The organism is Marivirga tractuosa (genome assembly GCF_042140215.1).
Classification (GTDB): domain Bacteria; phylum Bacteroidota; class Bacteroidia; order Cytophagales; family Cyclobacteriaceae; genus Marivirga; species Marivirga tractuosa_A.
On the sequence record NZ_CP159478.1, the window covers coordinates 435615 to 459046 of the forward strand.

Below are 23432 nucleotides of genomic sequence, written 5' to 3' on the forward strand. Positions count from 1 at the left end.
TAAAAATTAGAAATTATTCTACGTACTCTAAATATACGACTTGCCCTTTATTTAAAACGATTATTAGGTATTATTTCTCCGCCTAAGGTTGTTCCTTTCATGGGTTATGGAAATCAAAAACTGATTTACCTGAAAGGAGGTGTATTGGAAAATCGTCCAGAATTTGATTCTAAAGCCACAGATAAAAGGAGAAAGAATTTCAGAATTATGCTTTCTCGTTATCTGAGCTCTCCAATTCCAGAAATGAAAGTTCAAATTCTCTTAGGTGAAGAAAATTTTACAACTCAAACTGATGAATACGGCTATTTTAGTGCTTGGGTTGAACCTAAGCAAGAGTTTGAATTAGGTTGGCATACTGTTACTTACAGTATAAAAGATGAAGAGGGCAATAATTATAAAGCCACAGGAGAGTTTTTGATAGTGGGAAATGAAGCTCAATTTGGTACTATTTCAGATATTGATGATACCATATTAGTTTCTCATGCCACTCAGCTTTTCAAGAAATTACGCTTAATCATGACTAAAAATGCTAAAACCAGATTACCATTTGAGGGCGTGGCAGAATTTTATCAAAAATTGAAAGGGAAAGAAAATCCCTTTTTCTATGTAAGCAGCAGTGAGTGGAATTTATATGATTTTCTTCAAGATTTTTTCAAGGTCAGAAATATTCCAAAAGTAACCTTTTCTTTTGCAGGAATATAAATCTGGCTTAAGAGATTTACTTTTTACAGGAGGGGGAAGTCATCAACATAAGCAGGATAAAATAAAGCGATTGATGACACTTTTTCCAGAGCTGAAATTTATTTTGATAGGAGATAGTGGTCAAAGAGATACTGAAATTTACCGGCAGGCCTTACATGAATTTCCGGAGAGGATTTTGGCAGTATATATCCGAAAAATCGGAAAGAAAGACGATTTTGATGAAGAAACTTTACAAGAATTTGAAGAAAAAGGGGTGCCGTTATTGCTTTTGGAAAATACAGAGGAGGCTTTTTCTCATGCAAAGAGAATGGGGCTCCTAAAGTGAACCCTATTTCTTAATATTTTTTTTAATCTAATTATTATCATTTTTCCTAATATAGAATTTAAGTGAGTAGTATAAGCTATTTACATAGGTGTTAAGAGGATATGTAAACTCATCATTGAATTTTACACTCCTAAGCGGAGAGTTTAAACCTCGCAAGAACTTTACCTCTAAGCCTAGCCTCCAATACTTAAATTCTCCACCTATTGCCAGATGATGGATGAATGGCACCATAGGGTTCTCCTCCACAAACTTCTTGGCTACTTCAAAACGCCTGATGTTATTATTCAACCATCTGGGTGTAAAATCAGACGCATATAATGTCTCATCTTTATGATGCATATAATGAACTTCATAGCCTGCAAACAAACGCATATCTAAACCTCTCTTGAAATGAACTGAGGGCAAAATTCCAAGCGTAAAATTTTGATATTCTGTTGTGAAAGCACCAGCTTGTGGAATGATAAATCCTTGAGGGGGATTATAATCATAAGGAGATATGAACAAATACCTTCTGAAAGTAGAAAGATCATAGGTAATACTGAAATAGGGAAGCATCTTTAAGGGTTGCTCAATAAAAATTCCTAAATAAGGAAAACGAGGCTCATAAATATTCCAAATTGGCGTGTGAACTTTAACATCAATGTCATTATATCTCCCCGATATATTATTTGCCATCTGATAATTATACATCCCTATTTTAGGGCCAAAGTTCCATTCTTTCTGTGCTTTGACGGGATTTAAGAAAAACAAAAAACTAAGGAAGGCAATAATCAGGGTTAATAGTTTGATTTGCATTTTCATCTAGGTTCAAAGTTGAAATTAGTTAATTTAAATTTATACTAAAAGTAAACCGAAAAACTTTTACAAACTGCTTCTATCATGCGGCAAAAATCATGAAGGTAACAATTATCACTTATTTTTTTTTTGTGCAAACACATTCTTAAACAAAGCGTTACGATATTAAACTTTAATATATAAAATAAAAAATTATGGGACTTAAAATAGGAGATACCGCACCCAATTTTCAAGCGGATACAACAGAAGGAAAAATAGATTTTCACGAATGGTTAGGCGACAGCTGGGGAATTTTATATTCTCACCCTGCTGATTTCACACCGGTATGTACAACCGAGATAGGCAGAACTGCTCAATTGAAAGATGAATTTGCCAAGCGTAATACTAAAGTGGCAGTTGTAAGTGTGGATGATGTGAAATCGCACAACGAATGGAAAAAAGATGTAAACGAAACGCAAAATACATCAGTAGAATTTCCAATTATTGGTGATGAGGACAAAAAGGTTGCGAATTTATATGATATGATTCATGAAAATGCATCAGAAACAGCAACAGTTAGATCCGTATTTTTTATTGGACCAGATAAAAAAATTAAAGCAACCATTGTTTATCCGGCAAGCACAGGTAGAAATTTTGCAGAGATTTTACGGGTAATTGATTCCTTACAGCTTTCAGCAAAACATCCAGTGGCAACACCGGCAGACTGGGTACCTGGTAATGATGTTATCATTGGTTTAGGTGTCAAAGATGAAGAAATAGAGGCTAAATTTCCTAAAGGACATAAAATAATCAAGCCTTATTTGAGAACGACTCCACAACCAGAATAGGTTTTGAAGACCTTAAAAATAAAGGCAATCCAATTGGGTTGCCTTTATTTTTGATATTTTTTTTGAGATTATAGTTTTCATTCACTAATCCTCCTTGAAGTTGATTTCACCCAAACAGGGAAAGTTTGATCGTCCTTATATTTGCCTTAATATTTAATTTTGGAACTACTCCTCATATCCCCAATCAACACCAGTTTTCAGATCTTTGATGATTAATTTGTTAGATTTTAAAATTGCCCTAATTTCATCAACCTGATCATAATTCTTTTCAGCTTTGGCTTTTTTATAAAATTCCAATAAAGCATCAATAATCGGATCCACTTCAGTTGGCGTTTCCTCTTTCAAGCCCAATACTTCTACCATGAAAGTTTGGTAAGTGTTGGAAAGCTTCTCAAATACATCTTGCCCGATTTCACCAAATTTTAATTGACCGGTATGCAGTGAATTAATTTTCTTTAGCAATTCAAACAGCTGTGCAATGGTTTTAGCCGTGTTGAAATCATCATTCATGGATTTATAACATCCTTCGCAAGCTTGCTCAATTTGGCTGATCGCTTTTTCATTTTTCTTGCCTTCATCATTTTTGAAGCTTAAGCTCTTGATGATTTTCAAACCGTTGGCCAATCTTCTGTAGCCTTTTTGAGCGGCTTTTAAAGCTTCATTGCTAAAATCCAATGTGCTGGAATAATGTGTTTGCATCATGAAAAAACGAACTGTCATAGGAGTATAGCCCTGTTCCAGCATATCATGGTTTCCACTTACCAATTGAGTAGGCAAGAAAGAATTACCCAATGATTTACTCATCTTTTGACCATTTACAGTCAACATATTAGTATGAATCCAGTAATTAACGGGGTTCTTTCCATTGGCACCTACTGCCTGCGCAATCTCACATTCATGATGTGGAAATTTCAAATCCATCCCACCCCCATGTATATCAAAAGTCTCTCCCAAATATTTGGTGCTCATTACCGTACACTCCAAATGCCAACCTGGGAAGCCATCACTCCATGGAGATGGCCAACGCATAATATGTTCCTCGGAAGCTTTTTTCCATAAGGCAAAATCGAGTGGATTCTTTTTATCATCTTGCCCATCCAAAGTTCTAGTATTGCTTTGAAGGTCTTCAATTTTTCTGCCACTTAATTTCCCGTATTCGTGGGCTTCATTATATTTAGATACATCAAAATAAATTGAGCCATTTTTTTCATATGCCCAGCCATTTTCCAATAATTTCTTATTGATTTCGATTTGCTCTACTATATGACCAGTAGCGGTAGGCTCAATATCCGGCTCCAGAATGTTAAATAAATCCATCACCCTGTGGAAACCATTGGCATATCTCTGGACAATCTCCATAGGCTCCACATTTTCCAGCTTTGCTTTTTTTCCGATTTTATCCTCACCATCATCTGCATCATCTACCAAATGGCCAACATCAGTAATATTTCTAACATAGCGAACTTTATAACCTAAATGGCGCAAATAGCGATTGATGACATCAAAACTCATGAACGTCCTGACATTTCCCATATGGGCATCACTATAAACAGTTGGCCCACAAACATACATACCCACGAAGGGCGGATTGATGGGTTTGAAGATTTCCTTCTGTCTTGTCAGTGAGTTTTGTATCTTTAATTCTTTGTCCATAAGGCAAAATTATAAATAAGATTCTCTTTTTAGGCACAAATTCATGATTGAATTTATACTTCTATACTAATAATAAGTAAATCTGTTAAGCCACACTATTTGTTTTGCTCAATTATTTACTCTAAATTTGCAACAAAGTTAGTAAAACAAGATCACGAGGGGGCTTTTAAGTCCCCTCTTTTTTATCGTAGAATGATAGGTTTAGACGAAAAAATAAAAGCTTATTTAGAGGAGATTATCACAGAACCACAATATTTTATTGTGGATATTGTGATTAGTGGAAACGATAAATTGAAAATCGTTGTACTACTTGATGGGGATGAAGGTGTTTCAATTGATTATTGCGCAAGCGTTAGTCGTCAACTAGCACACCGAATGGAAGAAGACGAGGTATTAGAAAATGCCTATGTATTGGAAGTTTCTTCCCCTGGTTTGGATCATCCATTAACTAACCAAAGACAATATTTAAAAAATATTGGGAGGAAGGTTAAAGTAGATACTACAGATGGAAAAGCCATCAGAGGAGAACTTTTGGAAGCAAAAGAAGACTTTATTCTTGTCAATCAGGAAATAAAGGAAAAAGGGAAAAAGAAAATAAAGTTGGAAGAGACGAAGGTTTCTTTCGAAAATATAGACAAAACAAAAGTCTTGGTTTCATTTAAGTAACATGGACACATTAAATCTAATAGAATCGTTTGCCGATTTTGCAAGGCAAAAAAATATCGACCGTCCCACCATGATTCGCATCCTGGAGGATGTGTTTAAAACCATGATTCGTAAAAAATACGAAACGGACGATAATTTTGATATTATTATAAACGCTGACAAGGGTGACCTTGAAATATGGCGTTTTCGTGAAATTGTAGATGATAACTCAGAAGATATCTGGGATCATGATAAAATCAGTTTGACTGAAGCCAGAAAAATTGAGCCTGATTTTGAAATAGGGGAAGAGGTTGCTGAGGAAGTAGAGTTGGAGCACTTTGGAAGAAGAGCTGTTACTACTGCACGTCAGACGCTTATTCAAAAAGTAAAAGACCTTGAGAAAGATATTTTATTTAATAAATACAGTGAACTTGTAGGGGAAATCATTGCAGGTGAAGTTTACCAAATTCTTAGCCGTGAAACATTGTTAACAGATGCGGATGGAAATGAATTGGTATTGTTGAAATCAGAGCAAATTCCGAAAGATAGGTTTAGAAAAGGTGATTCTGTTCGTGCAGTTGTCCACAGAGTGGAAATGCAAAACGGAAATCCTAAAATCATTCTTTCTAGAACTTCTCCGGTTTTCTTGGAAAGATTATTCGAACAAGAAGTACCTGAAGTTTATGATGAATTGATCACAATCAAAAAGATTGTTAGAGAGCCAGGCGAAAGAGCGAAGGTTGCAGTAGAATCTTATGATGATAGGATTGACCCAGTTGGTGCTTGTGTAGGGATGAAAGGATCAAGAATTCACAGTATTGTTAGAGAATTACAGAATGAAAATATTGATGTAATTAACTTTACAGAAAATATGGAGCTTTACATACAGCGTGCTTTAAGCCCTGCAAAGTTAAGTTCTATGAAAATAGATATAGAGAATAAACGAGTTTCAGTATATTTGAAACCTGATCAAGTCTCTTTAGCTATTGGTAAAGGAGGTCAGAACATCAAATTGGCTAGTAAGTTAGTAGGAATGGAAATAGATGTATTCCGTGAGTTGACTGATGCTGAAGAGGAAGATGTATTGATCGATGAATTCAATGACGTATTGGAAGATTGGGTTATTGAAGAATTGAAGAAAGTTGGGCTTGACACTGCCAAAAGAGTGTTAGAATTAGGAAGAGAAGAATTGGTTAGAATGACCGATTTAGAAGAAGAAACAATAGACGAAATATTTAAAATATTTAGTCAGGAATTTGAGTAAGTATTTTTATTACTCAGGTTCAATAATTTTTTAGCAGAATACAAAGCATTTATGTCAGAAGAAAAAATGATGCGACTCAGCCTTGCGGCAAGAAAATTGAATGTAGGATTATCTACAATCACGGATTTCTTGGGCAAAAAGGGTTATGAGGTGGATAGTAAGCCAAACTCAAAAATTTCAGAAGAGCAATTTGGAATGCTCGCTAAAGAGTTTGCCTCCTCTGCACAAGAGAAGGAGGAAGCATCCAGTCTGTCCATTGGTAAAAAGCATAATAGCAATGTTGTCATCGATTCAGATGGAGATAGAAATGATGAAAATGATGATGAAGAAAAGGTATTGATCAAAAATGCTGGTGAAGGTAAGGAGAAAAGTTCTCAGCCTGAACAAAAGCCTGCTGATCAACCATCTGCTAAAAAAGAAGAACCCAAAGAAGACGTCTATAAATCTGAAAGTCCTAAATTATCAGGGCCTAAAGTTTTGGGCAAGATTGATTTAGATGACAAGAAAAAAGGTAAACCTGAAGAGAACGTAAAACCTGCTGAAGAAGCAAAACAGGAAGATAAACCTGTTGCTGAGAAGAAAACGGTAGAAGAGGCACCTAAAGGAAAAGTAGAAGCCAAGGAAGAAAAGAAAGAGGAGCCAAAGAAAGAAGAGCCGAAAAAAGAAGAAAAGAAAGAGGAAGAGAAAAAGGCAGAAGCTACTCCAAAAGCAGACGAACCTAAGAAAGAAGAGAAAAAGGAAGAAAAGCCTAAAGCTGAAACTCCTAAAGAGGAAGCACCAAAAGAAGAAAAGAAAGCTGAGGACAAACCAACTGAGAAGCTTCCATTAACAGAAGAAAAACCAAAAGATTCTACTATTGCTGCTAAAGCAGATTCTTTAAAAGGACTTACTGTTTTAGGTAAAATTGATTTACCAAAAGAGAAAGATAGAAAAGGTAAGAAAGGAGTTAAGCCTGTTGCTTCATCTGACGATAAGAAAGAAGCAAGAAGAGGTAAACGTCCAAGAAAAAGAATTGCCCCTAATAAGCCACAAGATTCTAAACCAGGTGGTGGTTCAGGTGGGCCTGGTCAAGGTAGAGGTCCTGGTTCTGGTCAGCAAGGACAAAATAGAGGCGGAGGAAGCGATAGAAACAGAGGTAGAAGAGGTAGAGTAGAAAAAGCGGAGCCTACTGAAAAGGAAATTCAAGAACAAATTAAGCAAACCATGGCTCGCTTGAGTGGTAAATCACCAGGAGCTAGTGGTAATCGTTCAAAATATAGAAAAGAAAAACGTCAAACTCAGGCTGATAAAAGAGAAGGAGATCTTCAGCAGCAAGAATCTGAATCAAAAGTTCTTAAAACAACTGAATTTATTTCAGCTAATGACTTAGCATCTTTAATGGATGTAAGTGTTAATGATGTCATTGCAAAATGTATGAATTTAGGGATTTTTGCATCCATTAATCAACGATTAGATGCAGAGACCATCACAATCATTGCTGATGAATTCGGTTATGATGTGAAATTCACTGAGGCAGATGATGAAACTGAGGTAATTGAAGAGCAAGATAATCCTGAGGATTTGAAAGACAGAGCTCCTATTGTTACCATTATGGGTCACGTTGACCACGGTAAAACTTCATTACTAGATTTTATTCGTGAGTCAAAAGTAACTGCTGGTGAGGCCGGTGGTATTACGCAGCACATTGGTGCTTATGATGTAATGACCGAATCAGGCAAAAAAGTAGCTTTCTTGGATACGCCAGGTCACGAAGCCTTTACGGCCATGCGTGCAAGGGGTGCTAAAATTACGGATGTTGCCATAATTGTAGTGGCTGCTGATGATGCCGTAATGCCTCAAACAAAAGAAGCAATAAACCATGCTCAAGTAGCAGGAGTGCCAATGGTTATCGCCATTAATAAAGTGGATAAGCCAAATGCAAATCCAGATAAGATTAAAGAACAATTATCCGCTATCAATGTATTAGTTGAAGATTGGGGTGGAAAATATCAGTGTCAGGAAGTATCTGCAAAAACAGGTGCAGGTATTGAAGACTTATTAGAAAAAGTATTGCTTGAAGCAGAAGTATTGGAGCTTAAAGCTAATTCTAATAAATCAGCTGTAGGAACAGTGGTAGAAGCCGAGTTGGATAAAGGTAGAGGTTATGTGACCACTATTATGGTTCAAGCGGGTACATTGAAGGTTGGAGATGTAGTATTAGCTGGAGCCCACTATGGTAAGGTAAAAGCCATGTTTGACCATAAAGGACAGAAGGTGAATGAAGCAGGTCCTTCTACTCCAGTGTTGATGTTAGGTTTAGATGGAGCACCACAAGCGGGTGACCGTTTCAACGTAATGGAAACTGACCGTGAAGCAAGGGATATTGCGAACAAGCGAGAGCAAATTCAGCGAGAGCAAAGTATGCGAACTAAGAAGCATATTACACTTGATGAAATTGGACGTAGATTGGCAATTGGTTCATTTAAAGAGCTCAATGTAATTGTAAAAGGTGATGTGGATGGTTCTATTGAAGCATTATCGGATTCATTATTGAAATTATCTACTGAAGAAATTCAGGTGAATATAATCCATAAGGCAGTTGGACAGATTTCAGAATCTGATGTGTTGTTAGCTTCGGCTTCGGATGCCATTATCTTAGGTTTCCAAGTTAGGCCTTCACAAAATGCACGTAAGATTGCAGAGAATGAAGAAATAGAGATAAGATTATATTCTATTATTTATGATGCTATCAATGAGCTGAAAGATGCCATGGAAGGTATGTTGGCACCAACTACTGAGGAAATAATCACTGGAAACATTGAGGTTCGTGAGATTTTCAAGATTTCTAAGATTGGTACTGTAGCGGGTTGTATGGTGACGGATGGTTACGTGAAGCGTAACAATAAAATCAGGTTGATTAGAGATGGAATCGTGAAGTATGAGGGTGAAATTGACCAATTGAAACGTTTCAAAGATGACGTACAAGAAGTGAAGAAGGGCTACGAATGTGGTATCAGTATCAAAGGCTATAATGACATAGTAGAAGGTGATGTGATTGAAGGATTTGAAGAAAGAGAAGTAAAAAGAACTTTGAAATAGATTTAAGGTTAAATCATAAATTGAAAAGCCGATTAGATGAGAGTTTAATCGGCTTTTTTTATGCCTAAAATTTTTATGCTCTAAAGTATCTTGATGAAGCTTTAAAAGACCAAATAAACTAAATTATTATAATTTTTTATTTTCTAGCTTTTGAAAATCACTTACTTTAGTCTGAAATTTTAAACCAAAAAACTATTTATGAAAAATTATTACTACTTATTGGTCTTTGCTTTTATAGCATTTGGGCTATACTCTTGTTCAGGAAATGAAAACAAAGAAACAGCAGAAGAAACCATTGCTCAAGAAGAAGCGCCTAAAATGGTTGATGCAGTTTCCATATGGGATGGAATTTCTGTTCGAAAAGAACCTTCATCAGATGGAAAATGGATATCCTCTATAAGTTTAGGTGAAAAAGTATTGATGACGGGAAAAACCGCTGTTGATTCTTCAGAGGATAACAGAGAATATGTTGAAATTAAATTAGGCGATGATAAGCAAGGTTGGGTTGTGAAAGACTTTGTGGAAGAAGGAACAGCGGTAGCGACAGTCAGAAAAGCTCAAATTTTTAAGCGCCCTGATTTATTAACCAAAACAGATAAAAGTTTCAGCTCTATGGATGTATTAGCCTTAATGGATACTAAAGATGAATGGGTTGAAGTGAAAGGTAAAAGCCAAGGTGAAAAATGGTTTTGGTCTGGCTGGGTTAAACGAACTGACCTATCCGATAATGAAGTAGACATCGCAGTTGCTGTTTATGCACAAAAAGCTATGGAAATTGAAGATGAAGAAAAGCGTAGTGAAGCTATTCAAGAAATCTTAGAAAATGAGTCCTTTACCTCTTCTCAGTTCATGGTAGAATTAAAAGATGAACTGAATGCGATAAATAGTGATGAAGAGGAATTAATGGCTGAACCAACGGAAGAAATGGACAGTGTAGAAACGGATGAAGAAGTTGCTGAGACCGAAGAAGCTATTAGTGAGTAATTGATAGAAATCATCACATCTAAAATTACAAGAAGTACATAGGGGGCATAAATTGCCTCCTTTTTTATATCATAATTTATCGAAGGAGTTTATATAATTTGTCTCCAATAAAATTTATATATACAACATCCGTTCTACACAGCAAACTTTATAAAATAGCTACAAAAACTTAAACCTTAATTTTTCAAAAGAACCAAAGATGAAAAAACTATTTCTACTATTTACTCTTGTTTTTATTTTAACCGCTAAAATTAACGCACAAGATGATTTAAAAGAATACGGCATAAAAGTGTACACTTTTGATAAGGATTCAAACGACCCTGCTTCTATGGCTTATTTAGATGATATTGTAAGTGATTACAATCATTTTTTTATGGATGAGTATCATTCTAAATCCATGGATGGCAATATGAAGAAAAAATTTGTACGCTATCTTGTTGAAAACAAACAACTTGATAAAATTGTAATGGAAGATCCTTATGCCTATGGCTATTGGGTCAATCAGTATTTACAATCTGGGGATACCGTTTTACTGAAGAACTTTTTAGAAAATTATTATAGTTTTGGACGGCATGGTAAAAATAGACCTGAACAAATTCCAGATTATTATGATTTTTTCAAATTCGTTTATAAACTGAATAAGAAGCATAATTTGAATATTGAGGTGGCTGGAATTGATTTAAGTATAACCGTAATTAAACCTGATTTTTGGACATTGAAACGTTTTTTTGAAGATCATGAGTTAACTTCTATTTTCCCCAAGGATTACAAAAGGATACTTAAACTTGAAAGCAAGAAAAAGGTAAGCCATGGGCAAGCAAAAAGATGGTTAAAAAAATTCAACAAAAACAGAATTTCTAAAGAAAATGTCCTCAAAAATAAGTTAAGAGATGATTTAATACATTTTGATAACATAGTATCAAACTTATCTGATGCACTTAAAATGCATACACTTCGTTCTTACTTTTTTCACCCTACTGGCTACAGAGATTCCCTAATGCATATACGATATATTCAACAAGTAAAGCCTAACGAAGTGGCATTTTCACAATTTGGTGGAGGACATATGCTATTATCAATGGGGCCAAAGGTTAAGGAATATTCTAATTCCTATGAGTTTAAATCTTTTACTTCATTAGTAAATAAAGAATCTGAATATGCTGGAAAGTGTCTTTCCATTCATTTAGTTTATGGTGAGAAAGAGTATTCATTTGCGAGTGGTGGTTATTTTTTCTCAGCTGAAGAGTATAATGAATTTAAAAGTAAAACTAATTATCAGGAAGTTCTACTTGATTTTAGTGATTCTATTGGTCCGTATTCAAATATTTCAGAATACTATCAGATTGCAATTTTTCTAAATGGTCGTGGTTATTAACAATTGACTTTACTAATTGATGACTGATTTTAACTTTTTAAACATCCAAGAACCAGAAGACATACCCAAAACCTTCATAAAAGGCTGGAACCTAAAAGACGCCAAAATGTTGGCTTCAATTTTTGATGAAGATGCAGAGTTTATAAACGTAACAGGTTTATGGTGGCACAATAGAAAATCAATATTTGAAGCCCATGATTATGGTTTAAAAGTAATATTTAAAGACTCAGCATTGTCATTAAGAAAAACTAAAGTCAAATATTTATCAGACACAATTGCGGTGGTGAATGCTCGTGTTCATCTGGAAAATCAAACTTCAATTGATGGCAAAAAAGCACAAGCCAGAAATACTATTTTTACTTTTGTGGTACATCAAAATGAAAAGGGGAATTGGAGTTGTGCCTCGGCCCAGAATACCGATATAGTTCCTGGAAAAGAAACGCATTTTATAGATAAGGATGGAAATATGGAGGCGGTGGATTATCGGGATAATACCACAGAATTAGAATAAGCACAAGCGGATGCTTGCGCTATTGTCAGCTGATTTAATTTAGTTTTTGTACATGTTCAAGTGTCCGATTGGACCTAATTCACAAGTCCTGCTTTGACTTAAAACGCGAATCTGGAACTATAAAAGCAGTAGACTATTGATAATAATTTGATATATTGCGTTATGCGCTATCTTATAGTTTTAATTTTATTCAATTTCTCGTCTTCAGTTCTGGCTCAGACCACTACTATTTATCAAGAGCAGGAGACAGGTAAATATTATCGTTCATATGAGCTCAAGGAAGCTAATGAGTCCAAGGTTAACACCTATAAAATGGTTTTCCCAAATATGACAGTTTCTTTTGCTGTTCAAATAATTGAAGAAATTAACAGAAATGATTCTACTATAAAAGTTTTTGAGTGGGTAAAAACTACTGAAGGCAATCTTGAGAAGATATTTGAATACCAAGGGAAAGAGTTTCCTGAATATAAATTTGAAACACTTCAAAATGAATACTTGCGAATATCTGATCTGAAAGGCAAGCCTGTTTTTATTGATTTATGGTTTACCAGTTGTAGACCCTGTATTGCTAAATTCCCAGATTTAAATAAGATAGCAAAGAAATATAAAGATGAAGTTCATTTTGTTGCCATCACATTCAACACCTCAAAAGAGGTTAAAAAACTATTAAAGAAACATCCACTTGATTTTGTACATATAATTGATGCTAAGCCATTTTTGAAAGAAATTGGGCAACAGCTCTACCCAAAAAATGTAGTATTGGATAAATCCGGAAAAGTGGTTTTTATCAGCGAAAGTTTTGAGCCTCTTGAGAAAAAGGAAATGCAAGTAGAAATTGATAAAGCACTTAAAGCTAAATGATGTTTTTCGGTTAATTCATCCTTCGTCAAATAGCTTTTTTACCCTTGAAGTAAAATTCATTTGCATCTATAACTTCCTATTGCGAGATTGATGAAAACTTAACATTCGCAATATGAGAAAATCATTTATACAACTATGGATTTTTACTTTGCTCATAGCGAGTTGCTATTTTACAGCATCCGCACAGCAAGTAGATTTAGAAAAATTAAAAGGAATTGATGTCCGCAGCATTGGTTCAGCAGGAATGAGCGGGCGTGTAACTGCAATTGATGTAGTTCATGACCAACCACACATCATGTATGTAGGCTCTGCTTCAGGTGGATTGTGGAAATCTGAAAGTGGTGGTGTTGACTGGAAACCGGTATTTGATGATGAACAAATTTTATCAATTGGAGCAGTTGCCATTCAACAAGATAATCCTGATGTGATTTGGGTTGGAACGGGTGAAGGAAATCCTCGAAACAGCTTGAATGGAGGTTACGGCCTATACAAATCCTTAGATGGAGGAAAAAGCTGGAAATTAATGGGATTGGAAAAGACCCGTAATATCCATCGAATTAAAATTGATCCTAAAAATCCGAATACAGTTTATGTGGGCGCTATAGGTTCTCCTTGGGGTGAGCACCCAGAAAGAGGCGTTTTCAAAACCACAGATGGCGGTAAAAGCTGGGATAAAATTCTCTATGTTGATGAGAAAACGGGCGCAGCAGATTTAATTATGGATCCAAATAATCCCAATAAATTGTTTGCTGCCATGTGGGAGCACAGAAGAAAACCTTGGACTTTTAATTCTGGTGGAGCAGGATCTGCACTTTATATGACAGTTGATGGCGGAGAAAATTGGAAGAAATTAGGTGAAGAAGAAGGCTTGCCAAAAGGAGAATTAGGTAGAATTGGTATTGCCATGTCAGCAGCCAACTCAAAGAGGATTTATGCTTTGGTAGAATCAAAAAAGAACGCCCTTTACCGCTCTGATGATGGAGGTTATAAATGGGAGAAAATCAATGATGATATGGGAGAAATTGGAAATCGCCCTTTTTATTATCATGAATTATATGCTGACCCGAAAAATGAAAATAGACTTTATACCATTTTTACTTATGTAAATGTGAGCGAGGATGGCGGTAAATCCTTCAAAGAATTAATGCCGGCTTACGGAACCGAGGTAGGCGTTCATCCTGATCATCATGCTTGGTACATCCATCCTGAAAACCCTAAAATGATGCTGGACGGAAATGATGGTGGTTTGAACATCACTTATGATGGAGGAGAAACTTGGAGATTTGTTAAGAATCTGCCCATAGCGCAATATTACCATATCAATGTTGATAATGAATTTCCTTACAATGTTTATGGCGGAATGCAAGACAACGGGAGCTGGGTTGGACCTGCTTATGTTTGGAAATCTCAGGGAATTCGAAATTCCTATTGGCAAGAATTAGCTTTTGGCGATGGCTTTGATGTAGTGCCCGATAAAGATGACTCAAGATATGGTTTTGCGCAATCGCAACAAGGTTTTGTGGTTCGCTATGATAGGGAAACAGGAAAAACTCAGATTGTTCGTCCAACTCATCCCGATAAAGATGTATTGTTGAGATTTAATTGGAATGCAGCAATTGCCCAAGATCCTTTTGACAATAGCACGGTTTATTTTGGAAGTCAATTTTTACATAAATCAACTGACAAAGGGCAAAATTGGGAAATCATTTCTCCTGATTTGACTACCGATGATCCCGAAAAACAAAAACAATTTGAAAGTGGTGGTTTAACCTATGATGCCACTGGTGCGGAAAATAATACCACCATTATTTCTATCGGACCTTCAGCTGTAAAAGAAGATGTGATTTGGGTAGGAACAGATGATGGTAACTTACAGCTTACGCAGGATGGCGGAAAAAGCTGGGAAAAAGTGAGTGACAATATAAAGGGCTTGCCTGAAGCGGCTTGGTTTGCTCAAATTCAAGCTTCCACATATAATCCAGGAGAGGCTTTTGTGGTAGTGAATAATTATAGAAATTTTGATTTCAAACCATATCTATTTCACACAACAAACTATGGTAAAAGCTGGACTAACTTAGTAAATGAAGAGCAAGTATGGACTTTTGCTTTAAGCTTCGTACAAGATCCGCTAGAACCTAATTTAATGTTTTTAGGAACAGATGGTGGTCTATATTTCAGTATCAATAAAGGGCAAAATTGGCAAAAGTGAACCAACGATTATCCAAATGTGCCAACACGAGATATGGTAATTCACCCAAGAGAGCATGATTTGGTAATAGGTACTTTCGGTAGATCAGCTTATGTGATGGATGATATCCGTCCTTTAAGAAAACTAGCTAAAGAAGGTAAAGATTTACTGGAAAAACCCTTGGCTCTTTTTGAGCCGCCAACTGCTTATCAGGTAGTAAGTCAACAACCGGCCGGCTTAAGATTTGGGGCTAATGCTACTTTTAATGGAGAGAATAGAAGTTCCAATGCCATGATTTCTTATTTGGTGAATAAACCAGAGCAAAAAGAGGAGAAAGAAGATGAAAAGAAAGATGAAGAAAAAGAAGAGGATAAAATAAAATATGATTCCCTTCAATTGCAGGTTTACAATATGGATGGGGAATTAATCAGAACTTTGAAAGAGAAAGCTCCGGAGAAGAATGGTGTTCATCGTATGTATTGGAGAATGGATGAAGCTGGAGCGAGAGGACCAAGCAGAAGTAAAACCAAAGAAGATGCTCCTGAACCAGGCGGAGTAGATGTATTGCCAGGCGATTATAAATTAATAATAAGCTTTGGTGAGCATAAAGATTCCACTCAAATCACGGTAAAATTTGACCCAAGATATGATCTTTCAGAAGATGTGTTGCAGGCGCGATATGACTTTTTGAAATCTATAGAAGGCATGCAAACTGTAGCACATGAAGCAAGCCAAAGAATTTTGGAGGCCAAGGCAACAGCAGATCACTACATCAACTGGATGAAAGAAAAAGACGAGAAAGGCTTTGAAGAGCAAATTAAAAAGAGCAAAGCCATAAAAGATTCTTTGGAAGTGCTATTTGAGCCGTTTGTAGGCGAAGATTTCAGTGAAAAGCAAGGCATTATCCGAACTCCAATTCCAGATATAGGAGATAGAATTGGCAATGCTTATTATTATGCGGCTGCTAAATTTGATAAACCTGGCAACACAAGAACGACTGAAAAAACAAGCCGAGGAAGCACTTCGACCTGCTCTTGAGGCTTTAAATCAGTTTTTTGCAGAAGAATGGAAAGCCTATCAAAAAAGCATAAGCGAATTAGATCTTTCCCTTTTTGAAGAATATGAGGCTATTGAAGTAAAAGAATAGTTTAATTTTAATGATGATAGGGAAGCCTGTGGTGGAGATGCTGCAGGCTTTTTTTGTGTTTAGTCCTTATTTCAAGTTGTAATTATCATCTTTATAAAAATATAAGAAAGCTAAAGTCACTTCTTTTTGACAAAATTACGATTTATTATAAATTGAAGTTACAATTGAATAACTTTGAGTCTAATAAATAAACTAACCTAAGTAGCATTTAATACTAATATTTTTAGTATTATTATCACTGATGAACGAAATACTTGAACAAGGGCTTAAGAATTTGGAGATGATTGGGGATTCGAATCATACATCAGGTCTGGTATCTGTTCAAGAAGCTGTAAACAGCATATATTCTCCGGAAGAATTTTTTGCCCTAGAGAACGCTAAAAAGTATAAAGCCGATTTTGTCTATTTTAGAAGATTTAATAACCGTCCTTCTATCCCTCAGATTTATATTTATGATTTGACAAATAAGATTGGCGTTGAAGAGCAGGAATTAACCCATCTACACAAACAACTATATAGTTCTGCTCTTGTCCCTATGTTTTTTGTATTTACCAAAAGGGACATAAGAATATTTAATTGCTTTGAAAGACCGTCAGAAGGAAATGATCTAAAATATAAACCTCTAAAGGTTATAAAGTTAGCCTCAGATGTTTCAAAAGCCATTAACAGTAAGGATCAAAAAGAATATGAAGAATTCTCAGCCAAGACTTTCGATAATGGGACATTTTGGGAGAGCTCAAAATATAGTAAGCAATTCAAGTTTAGTAACAGTGCATATGAGAAACTACTTACCGAATTAAAACAAGCACTTAGGGATATTATCAAAACTAAGGTTTTGCCTGCAGATATTGCTAGAAAAGTGATGGTGAACTCTATCCTAGTTCGATACTTGGAAGAACGTGAAGACGAAGAAGGAAGAAAAGTATTTCCGAGTGGGTTCTTCAGTAAGTTCATCACTAAAGGGGAAAAATTCACTGATGTTTTTGAAAAAAAGGGTGGCTATCTGGATCTTCTAGATTTCTTAGCTGAACATTTTAACGGGGGAATCTTTCAAGTAGATCATGATGACAGGGAGTTTCTAAAAACAGCTGATCTCAGTAGGTTTGGCTTATTCCTAGAAGGTAAAGCGGAAGGACTTCAAAGGGTTTTATGGAAACTTTATTCATTTAATGATCTACCTGTAGAGCTGATTAGTAATATATATGAAGAATTTCTAGGTAAACAGCCAGGTGTAGTGTACACACCTCCATTTTTGGTCAATTTCCTCCTTAATGAATCCATGCCTCTTGAATCAAAGGCTACCGACTTTAAAATTCTCGACCCAGCATGTGGATCTGGAGTTTTTCTAGTTGGTGCATATAGAAGACTTATTCATAGATGGCGAAGAAATAATGGTTGGGAAAGACCATCATTAGCGACCCTCAAAAGTCTACTCAAGGAAAATATTTATGGGGTTGAATTGAACAAAGATGCCGCTGACTTGACCATCTTCAGTTTAAGCCTGGCTCTTTGTGATGAGTTAACCCCTTTGCAAATTTGGGAAGATTTAAAATTTGACAACCTTCATGAGAGAAATATTATTCATGACGACTTCTTTAATGCACTATTATCAGGTCAACTGCCCAATGATTTTGATCTTATTATAGGTAATCCACCTTTTGTTGAGAGTACACTAACTAAATCGGCAAAAAAAATAGAATTGACTGCTTTCAAAAATAGGGTTATATCAATAAATGGTAAACTACAGAAAGTAAAACTCCCTCGTAACCAAGTAGCCTTATTATTTCTTGAACAGAGTATTAAAATTTCTAAAAAGGGAGCTATTACGTGCCTTATTCAATCTGCAGGGCCTTTATTATATAATATTTCTTCGGGAAACTTTAGAAGATTCCTTTTAGAATCATACCAAGTACCTCAAATTGTAGATTTTACGCATATAGCAAGAATTCTATTTGGACCCTCTGGTGATGTACCAACTGCCGCAATTTTTTTGGTTAATGAGCAACCTACAAAACAAGGTGTTTTACATATAACAATAAGAAGAACTAAGGCTCATAAAGAGAAGCTTTTTTTTGAACTTGATTCGTATGATTTTCACCATGTCCCAAGAAAATTGGCGGTTAATGATTCATATATCTGGAAATCAAATTACTTAGGTGGAAGCAGGTTTCATCAATTAACTCAAAAACTTCTCCATCTACCACGTTTGAAAGATTTTTTGAAGTCAAAATCATGGAACTACGGTGCAGGAATACGAATTGGAAATTCAGAACAAAATGACAGAATTAATTATTTGAAATCCTTAGATGATACCATGATTTCAGATAAAGAGAAAAAGGAATTTGAGCAATTAAAGAAAAAATTCATTCAATTTGAGAGTTTGGAGAAATTAAAATCGATTAGATTTTTACCTACTGAAGCTTTAACGTCTAATGGAATTGATTTTGGCCAAGTAACACCATTTCCTTATTTTTTCTGTGAAAATTTCAAAAATACCGATGTTTATTTAGGACCACATATACTTATTAAAGAAGGCATTTCAAACAATAAATTAATTGCTGAATTCACAGAGGTGGATTTATTATTCAAGGAGAAAATAATAGGCATTCAATCTTCAAATAAGGAAGAGCTTAAAGCTATTTTAAAATACTTAAAAAGCCGATATGTCTCTTACTACTTAGCAGCTACAAGTGCAGAATTTCTAATAAGAAGGTCAACGTCAATTAAAAAACATGATGTTGATGGGATTCCATTTGACGTGCAAATTGATGATCATGTATCAGCATTTGATAAAATATTGATTGATGATTTATTTGAGTATTTAGTTGATTTTCGTTCGCAGGGAGAAAATTCGAAAATCTTAAAGCATAATGTGACTTCAAAGCAACTTCAAGAATATGCTGAAATCTATTGTGAGATACTGAGTAAAGTTTACCCATCAATTAAACCACATGATTATTTTGAAACTAATACTTACATCTGCTATCCATTCTATTTCGGTGAAAACAAACCTGACATTGACTTTTCCAACGCTGATGAAGCGGAACGTCATCTTGAAGCTTTGGTAAGAAAAAACCTCAATGCAAGTTTAAGACTTACTCGCATAGTGCGAATGTATGAAGGAAATGTTATTTACCTGATTAAGCCTAGGAAGCTTCGTTATTGGCTTCAATCGATTGCTCTTAGAGATGCAGACGAAACATTTACAGACCTTAGAAAACAAGGGTATTGATGTTAGCAGATCGAATTGAAAATATCGGTAATGGAGAACTTTCTGAAGGAATTGAAATTGACGCTTCCATTAAGGCTGTTATGGAATTCATTGAAATTCACTTTTCTGGCTTCTCGGAGAAAGTCAAAGGAGAAATTACTGCAAGTGAAAAAGCGTTGACTGATAAACTTTGCAAGTATTTTAATCGAGTTACTGGATCTTATCCCTTTTACTTTCATCATGAAAATGTAGAAGACCATAGTTCAGGTATGAGCCCACAAATAGATATAGGCACTCTTTCCAGGGAAGAACAGATCAATGTTGGTGATAGAACCTATGATGAATTTGATTCATTTTTCTCAATAGAGGCAAAAAGGCTTCCTACTCCTGGTCATAATAGGGAAAGAGAATATGTAATTGGTCATGACAAATCAAACGGTGGAATCGAGCGATTTAAGAAAGGGATTCATGGCTATGGTCTTAGATATTCAGCCATTATTGGATATGTACAAAAAGAGGATTTTGATTTTTGGTTTCTACAAATCAATAATTGGATTGATGAGCTTATCAAAACAACTAAGGGTGAATGGATTGCCGAGGATAAGCTTAAAAAATTGACTGTTAAGACAGGAACTCAAATAGTAAAATTTGAATCTGATAATATTCGAATTCCTGTAAAATCTTTCACTGATAAAATAAAACTTTTACATTTTTGGATTATGCTAGAAGATAATCCCTGAATGAATTAAAGAATTCGTCCTTTCTAAGCCATACATGCACTCCCAGCAATCCCCGTTCCCGTCATGCTCTGCATGGTGGTTTTTAGTATAAATGAACTAAAAAAAGCAGCAACCCTTTCGAATCACTGCTCTAATCTAACCATAACATGTTTTGTTTTACTCAATCACTACATCAAAAGTAGCTTCAATGTCTGTCTCGCCACCAGCATTGCTTGGATCGCCATTTACAGCACCTTCTGCTGATTTGTTAGGTTCATGTCTTAAGATCACTGTTAAAGTTCCGCTACCGGCTCCTTCAGTGATGAAAATTGTACTTAACCCAATTGGGTCTCCATTTCCATCAAAATCATTGTATACAAAGTCCAAAGGTAAACTTCCTGAAAGTTCGAAGAAAAACTGATGTTCTTCATCTTCTTCTATAATCTCAAGTGTGATGTCTTCATTTTCTTCATCATTTCTCACTTCAATTGAAACATTGTACTCGATGTTAGAAGTTAATATTCCATTAGTATAAACTGGCTCTATTGGGCCATCTCCGTCTTCATCAAAAACAGAAAATACTACATCATTTCCTCCATCTGTAGGGCTGAAGGTCATTTCTAAAGTGGTAATTAACTCTTCTTCGTTTTCCGGCTCCGGATCTTCTGTGTTACACTGTGAAAAAAGCAATACTGCCACTAAGAGTAACATGCTTCTTAACATACTCATTGTTTGGGTTTTCATTGTTTTGTTATTTATCTGGTTACTAATTATTGATTTATAAAATTTGCTTTTTGGTACTTAATTTTTAATAGTGATATAGTTTGCTCATATAATTGCCTAATAGGCTCTATTTAAAAGATATAATTAATTCGTAATTCAAAATTCCTTCCTGTCTCGGCCGCATAAAAACGCAATCTATTCAGGTAATCGGTATAATCGGTATTCAATACATTGTAAACGCTGAAGCCTATATTGAGCTGTGCATTCTCTAATTTTCGGGTAGTGTCAAGTGAAAAGTTCGTGATAAAATATCCTTCTGGAACGGGAACAGTAGCCTGTTCATACGCTTCCGTTTCTGTTATAGGTGCCCTATTTTGTTCAAAAACTTTTAGCCCACTTAAGCTGAAATCAATTTCCTTAAAGCCCAATTTATTGGACAATCTCCAGTTTAAAGTGTTTTCCCATCTATCCGCAGGCATGAAAATCAGAGGCAATTCATTGGAAACGTCATTTCCCCTAATGATAGAAGCTTTAGTATTCAATGTCAGGTGATGGAAAAATTCATAACTAGCTATAATGTCTGTTCCATAAATATCTGCTAATGTTTGCTTATATCGGTAAACAGGAAATGCGCCTCTAATGGTTAACCTTGGTTCTTCTGGTTCCAGGTAGATGTAATTCTGTATTCTGCTTGCATAAGCATCCACATTCAGTTTAAATTTTTCATTATGGCTAAATTGGAAACTATGTAACCATTTTAAAGAGGTTTCAGGTGAAAGTTGATCATCCCCTTCTTCTATAGCTGCGACACTGTGATGCAAGCCCTGACTGTATAATTCATTTATGCTAGGTGCTCTCTGACTCCAGCTGATATTAGATTTATATGTTAAGTTGTTACTAATATCATATGCGCCACCCACTATTCCAGAAAACATATTGTATTGATGTTGAGGATTTATTAATTCACCTTCTGCATTAAACTTTAAAACATCTATTGCAATGGCATCAAATCTTAAGCCTGCTTCTAAATTCCAATTTTCAACAGTCCAGGCCTCGTTTAAAAAGGCACCCGTTTGAAAGCTGGAATAATTAGGAATTAGGGGAGTGGTTCCTGTACCGGGAACATTCTTATTATTCTGATATTCGTAATCCAAGCCTATTTCACCGCTTAAATTGTTCCAAATAGGTTCATGGTGAAAAAGAAGTTTAGCTACATGACTATCCAATTGTAAATCAACTGAAGGTCTATCACTTCTGCCGCCTCTTCTGATGTCAAATTCTTGTCTAGCGTTTTGTTGATAGGCATATATAAAATCAAAATCACCATAATCAGAACGATCTAAATGCACTTTTGCTTTTAGTAATTGATGCACCACATTCTGCTTTGGATTATTGATTTCATAAGAAAAATCTTCTGTGAAGAATGGTGGACGTCTATCTAATGCCTCAAAGAAATTATCCACATTTCCGATATGCGCACCTCTTAATATCCCGATTTCAGTGGAGAATCGGCTGTAGAATACATCAGCTTGTAAATCATCTTTGATATAATTTGCAGCAGCGGAAAAATTCAATTCCTCGCTGCCAGTATTCGTTAAATTGTAGTTTGCCGATTGTTGATCGCCTGATTTCTTGGCAGAAGATTGAATTCTCCAATTAATGGACTCTTCTTCATTCAATAAAAAACTTCCTGATAACATAGCGGAACCTATACCACCTCTTCCGTTTGAGAATCCGACCAAATCCAAACTCCCATGCAGTGCCGAGTCAGGCGTTAATGGTTCTGGCTCCAAAAGTAAAGCCCCGCCAATAGCTCTTGGACCGTATTTAACAGATGAAGCACCTTTTACAATAGTAATCCGAGAAGCCACAAATGGATCAATTTCTGGAGCGTCGTCCACTCCCCACTGCTGCCCCATTTGAGCAACTTCATTATTTACTACTTGAATTCTGCTTCCATAAAGCCCGTGAATCATCGGCTTATTGATGCCAGGGCCTGTTTTAATATTATAAACTCCTGGTAAAGTACTTACTGATTCTGAAAGTGATTTACCCTTTAGCTTTCTTAATTCTCTTGTAGATAATACACTTTCTACATTGCTTAATAATACTTCTTCTCTTTTATGGGAATGCACGCTAACCGCAGAAAGAATATTGTCTTTTGATTTTAGATAGAAAGTTTGCTTTATATCTTCTATTTCTACGGATATAAAAGTGTTAGTACTTTGAAATTCTACATGACTTACGGTCACCTCGTATTTATCATGACATGGAATTTTTATAGAGAAATTACCATTTTCATCTGTTTGGACCCTTTCTCTAGCTCAGGTAAGTAAATGCTCGCAAATGATGCTGCTATATGTTCATCTTCAGATAGCACTTGACCTGAAAAAGTAACAAAACAATTCTCCTGAGCAGAAATAA

At 35.5% G+C, this 23432-nt stretch carries 18 protein-coding genes; 14 read left to right on the forward strand and 4 right to left on the reverse strand.

Translation table 11 applies throughout. The annotated features are described in order from the left end of the window. Positions 1 to 99 precede the first annotated feature (99 nt). Both ABWH96_RS01900 and ABWH96_RS01905 read left to right on the forward strand, forming a co-directional pair. Positions 100 to 702 carry a phosphatase domain-containing protein gene (locus tag ABWH96_RS01900; protein ID WP_375579856.1) on the forward strand — a complete coding sequence of 201 codons (603 nt, stop codon included), beginning with the start codon at positions 100 to 102 and terminating at the stop codon, positions 700 to 702. Next, on the forward strand, positions 689 to 1027 hold the full coding sequence (locus ABWH96_RS01905) for a phosphatase domain-containing protein (protein WP_375579857.1): 339 nt from the start codon (positions 689 to 691) through the stop codon (positions 1025 to 1027). The genes ABWH96_RS01900 and ABWH96_RS01905 overlap by 14 nt, the downstream gene beginning before the upstream one ends. Before the next feature lie 27 nt (positions 1028 to 1054). Here the strand turns inward: ABWH96_RS01905 and ABWH96_RS01910 are convergent, their stop codons facing one another. Next, positions 1055 to 1822 carry a hypothetical protein gene (locus ABWH96_RS01910; protein WP_375579858.1) on the reverse strand — a complete coding sequence of 256 codons (768 nt, stop codon included), beginning with the start codon at positions 1820 to 1822 and terminating at the stop codon, positions 1055 to 1057. 194 nt (positions 1823 to 2016) lie between these two features. Between ABWH96_RS01910 and ABWH96_RS01915 the strand changes: the two genes are divergently transcribed. Then, the gene (locus tag ABWH96_RS01915; RefSeq protein ID WP_375579859.1) at positions 2017 to 2649 is read left to right on the forward strand and encodes a peroxiredoxin; all 633 of its coding nucleotides are present in this window, start codon (positions 2017 to 2019) and stop codon (positions 2647 to 2649) included. A gap of 165 nt (positions 2650 to 2814) precedes the next feature. Here ABWH96_RS01915 and cysS read toward each other — a convergent pair whose 3' ends face one another. Beyond that, positions 2815 to 4302, reverse strand: coding sequence for a cysteine--tRNA ligase (cysS, locus tag ABWH96_RS01920; protein ID WP_375579860.1), 1488 nt, complete (start codon positions 4300 to 4302; stop codon positions 2815 to 2817). A gap of 192 nt (positions 4303 to 4494) precedes the next feature. Here cysS and rimP point away from each other — a divergent pair, with 192 nt between their 5' ends. The 11 genes from rimP to ABWH96_RS01975 all read left to right on the forward strand — a co-directional run bounded on the left by rimP (position 4495) and on the right by ABWH96_RS01975 (position 20306). Beyond that, positions 4495 to 4968, forward strand: a complete 474-nt coding sequence (gene rimP, locus ABWH96_RS01925) for a ribosome maturation factor RimP (protein WP_375579861.1) — start codon at positions 4495 to 4497, stop codon at positions 4966 to 4968. Position 4969: 1 nt separating this feature from the next. Continuing rightward, positions 4970 to 6211: a transcription termination factor NusA gene (gene nusA, locus ABWH96_RS01930; protein WP_085516072.1), complete on the forward strand. Its 1242-nt coding sequence runs from the start codon at positions 4970 to 4972 to the stop codon at positions 6209 to 6211. A gap of 51 nt (positions 6212 to 6262) precedes the next feature. Continuing rightward, entirely contained in the window at positions 6263 to 9289 is a 3027-nt protein-coding gene (infB, locus tag ABWH96_RS01935) for a translation initiation factor IF-2 (RefSeq protein WP_375579862.1), read from the forward strand. Between the two features lie 198 nt (positions 9290 to 9487). After that, on the forward strand, positions 9488 to 10273 hold the full coding sequence (locus tag ABWH96_RS01940; RefSeq protein ID WP_375579863.1) for an SH3 domain-containing protein: 786 nt from the start codon (positions 9488 to 9490) through the stop codon (positions 10271 to 10273). A gap of 199 nt (positions 10274 to 10472) precedes the next feature. Beyond that, a complete protein-coding gene (locus ABWH96_RS01945; RefSeq protein ID WP_375579864.1) occupies positions 10473 to 11648 on the forward strand; it encodes a hypothetical protein in 1176 nt (391 codons plus the stop codon). A gap of 19 nt (positions 11649 to 11667) precedes the next feature. After that, a complete protein-coding gene (locus ABWH96_RS01950) occupies positions 11668 to 12159 on the forward strand; it encodes an SgcJ/EcaC family oxidoreductase (RefSeq protein ID WP_375579865.1) in 492 nt (163 codons plus the stop codon). Between the two features lie 162 nt (positions 12160 to 12321). After that, positions 12322 to 13020 carry a TlpA family protein disulfide reductase gene (locus ABWH96_RS01955; protein WP_375579866.1) on the forward strand — a complete coding sequence of 233 codons (699 nt, stop codon included), beginning with the start codon at positions 12322 to 12324 and terminating at the stop codon, positions 13018 to 13020. A 112-nt stretch (positions 13021 to 13132) separates the two neighbouring features. Continuing rightward, positions 13133 to 15229, forward strand: coding sequence for a hypothetical protein (locus ABWH96_RS01960; RefSeq protein ID WP_375579867.1), 2097 nt, complete (start codon positions 13133 to 13135; stop codon positions 15227 to 15229). A gap of 18 nt (positions 15230 to 15247) precedes the next feature. After that, positions 15248 to 16246, forward strand: coding sequence for a hypothetical protein (locus tag ABWH96_RS01965; protein ID WP_375579868.1), 999 nt, complete (start codon positions 15248 to 15250; stop codon positions 16244 to 16246). 350 nt (positions 16247 to 16596) lie between these two features. Continuing rightward, positions 16597 to 19587, forward strand: a complete 2991-nt coding sequence (locus ABWH96_RS01970; protein ID WP_375579869.1) for a class I SAM-dependent DNA methyltransferase — start codon at positions 16597 to 16599, stop codon at positions 19585 to 19587. After that, a complete protein-coding gene (locus ABWH96_RS01975) occupies positions 19587 to 20306 on the forward strand; it encodes a hypothetical protein (protein ID WP_375579870.1) in 720 nt (239 codons plus the stop codon). Before ABWH96_RS01970 ends, ABWH96_RS01975 begins: the two co-directional genes overlap by 1 nt. A 156-nt stretch (positions 20307 to 20462) precedes the next feature. On the opposite strand, the gene ABWH96_RS01980 is transcribed toward ABWH96_RS01975, so the two are convergent. Together ABWH96_RS01980 and ABWH96_RS01985 are read right to left on the reverse strand one after the other, a co-directional pair. After that, positions 20463 to 21029 carry a hypothetical protein gene (locus tag ABWH96_RS01980; protein ID WP_375579871.1) on the reverse strand — a complete coding sequence of 189 codons (567 nt, stop codon included), beginning with the start codon at positions 21027 to 21029 and terminating at the stop codon, positions 20463 to 20465. Positions 21030 to 21139: 110 nt separating this feature from the next. Beyond that, a complete protein-coding gene (locus tag ABWH96_RS01985; RefSeq protein WP_375579872.1) occupies positions 21140 to 23260 on the reverse strand; it encodes a TonB-dependent receptor in 2121 nt (706 codons plus the stop codon). Positions 23261 to 23432 lie beyond the last annotated feature (172 nt).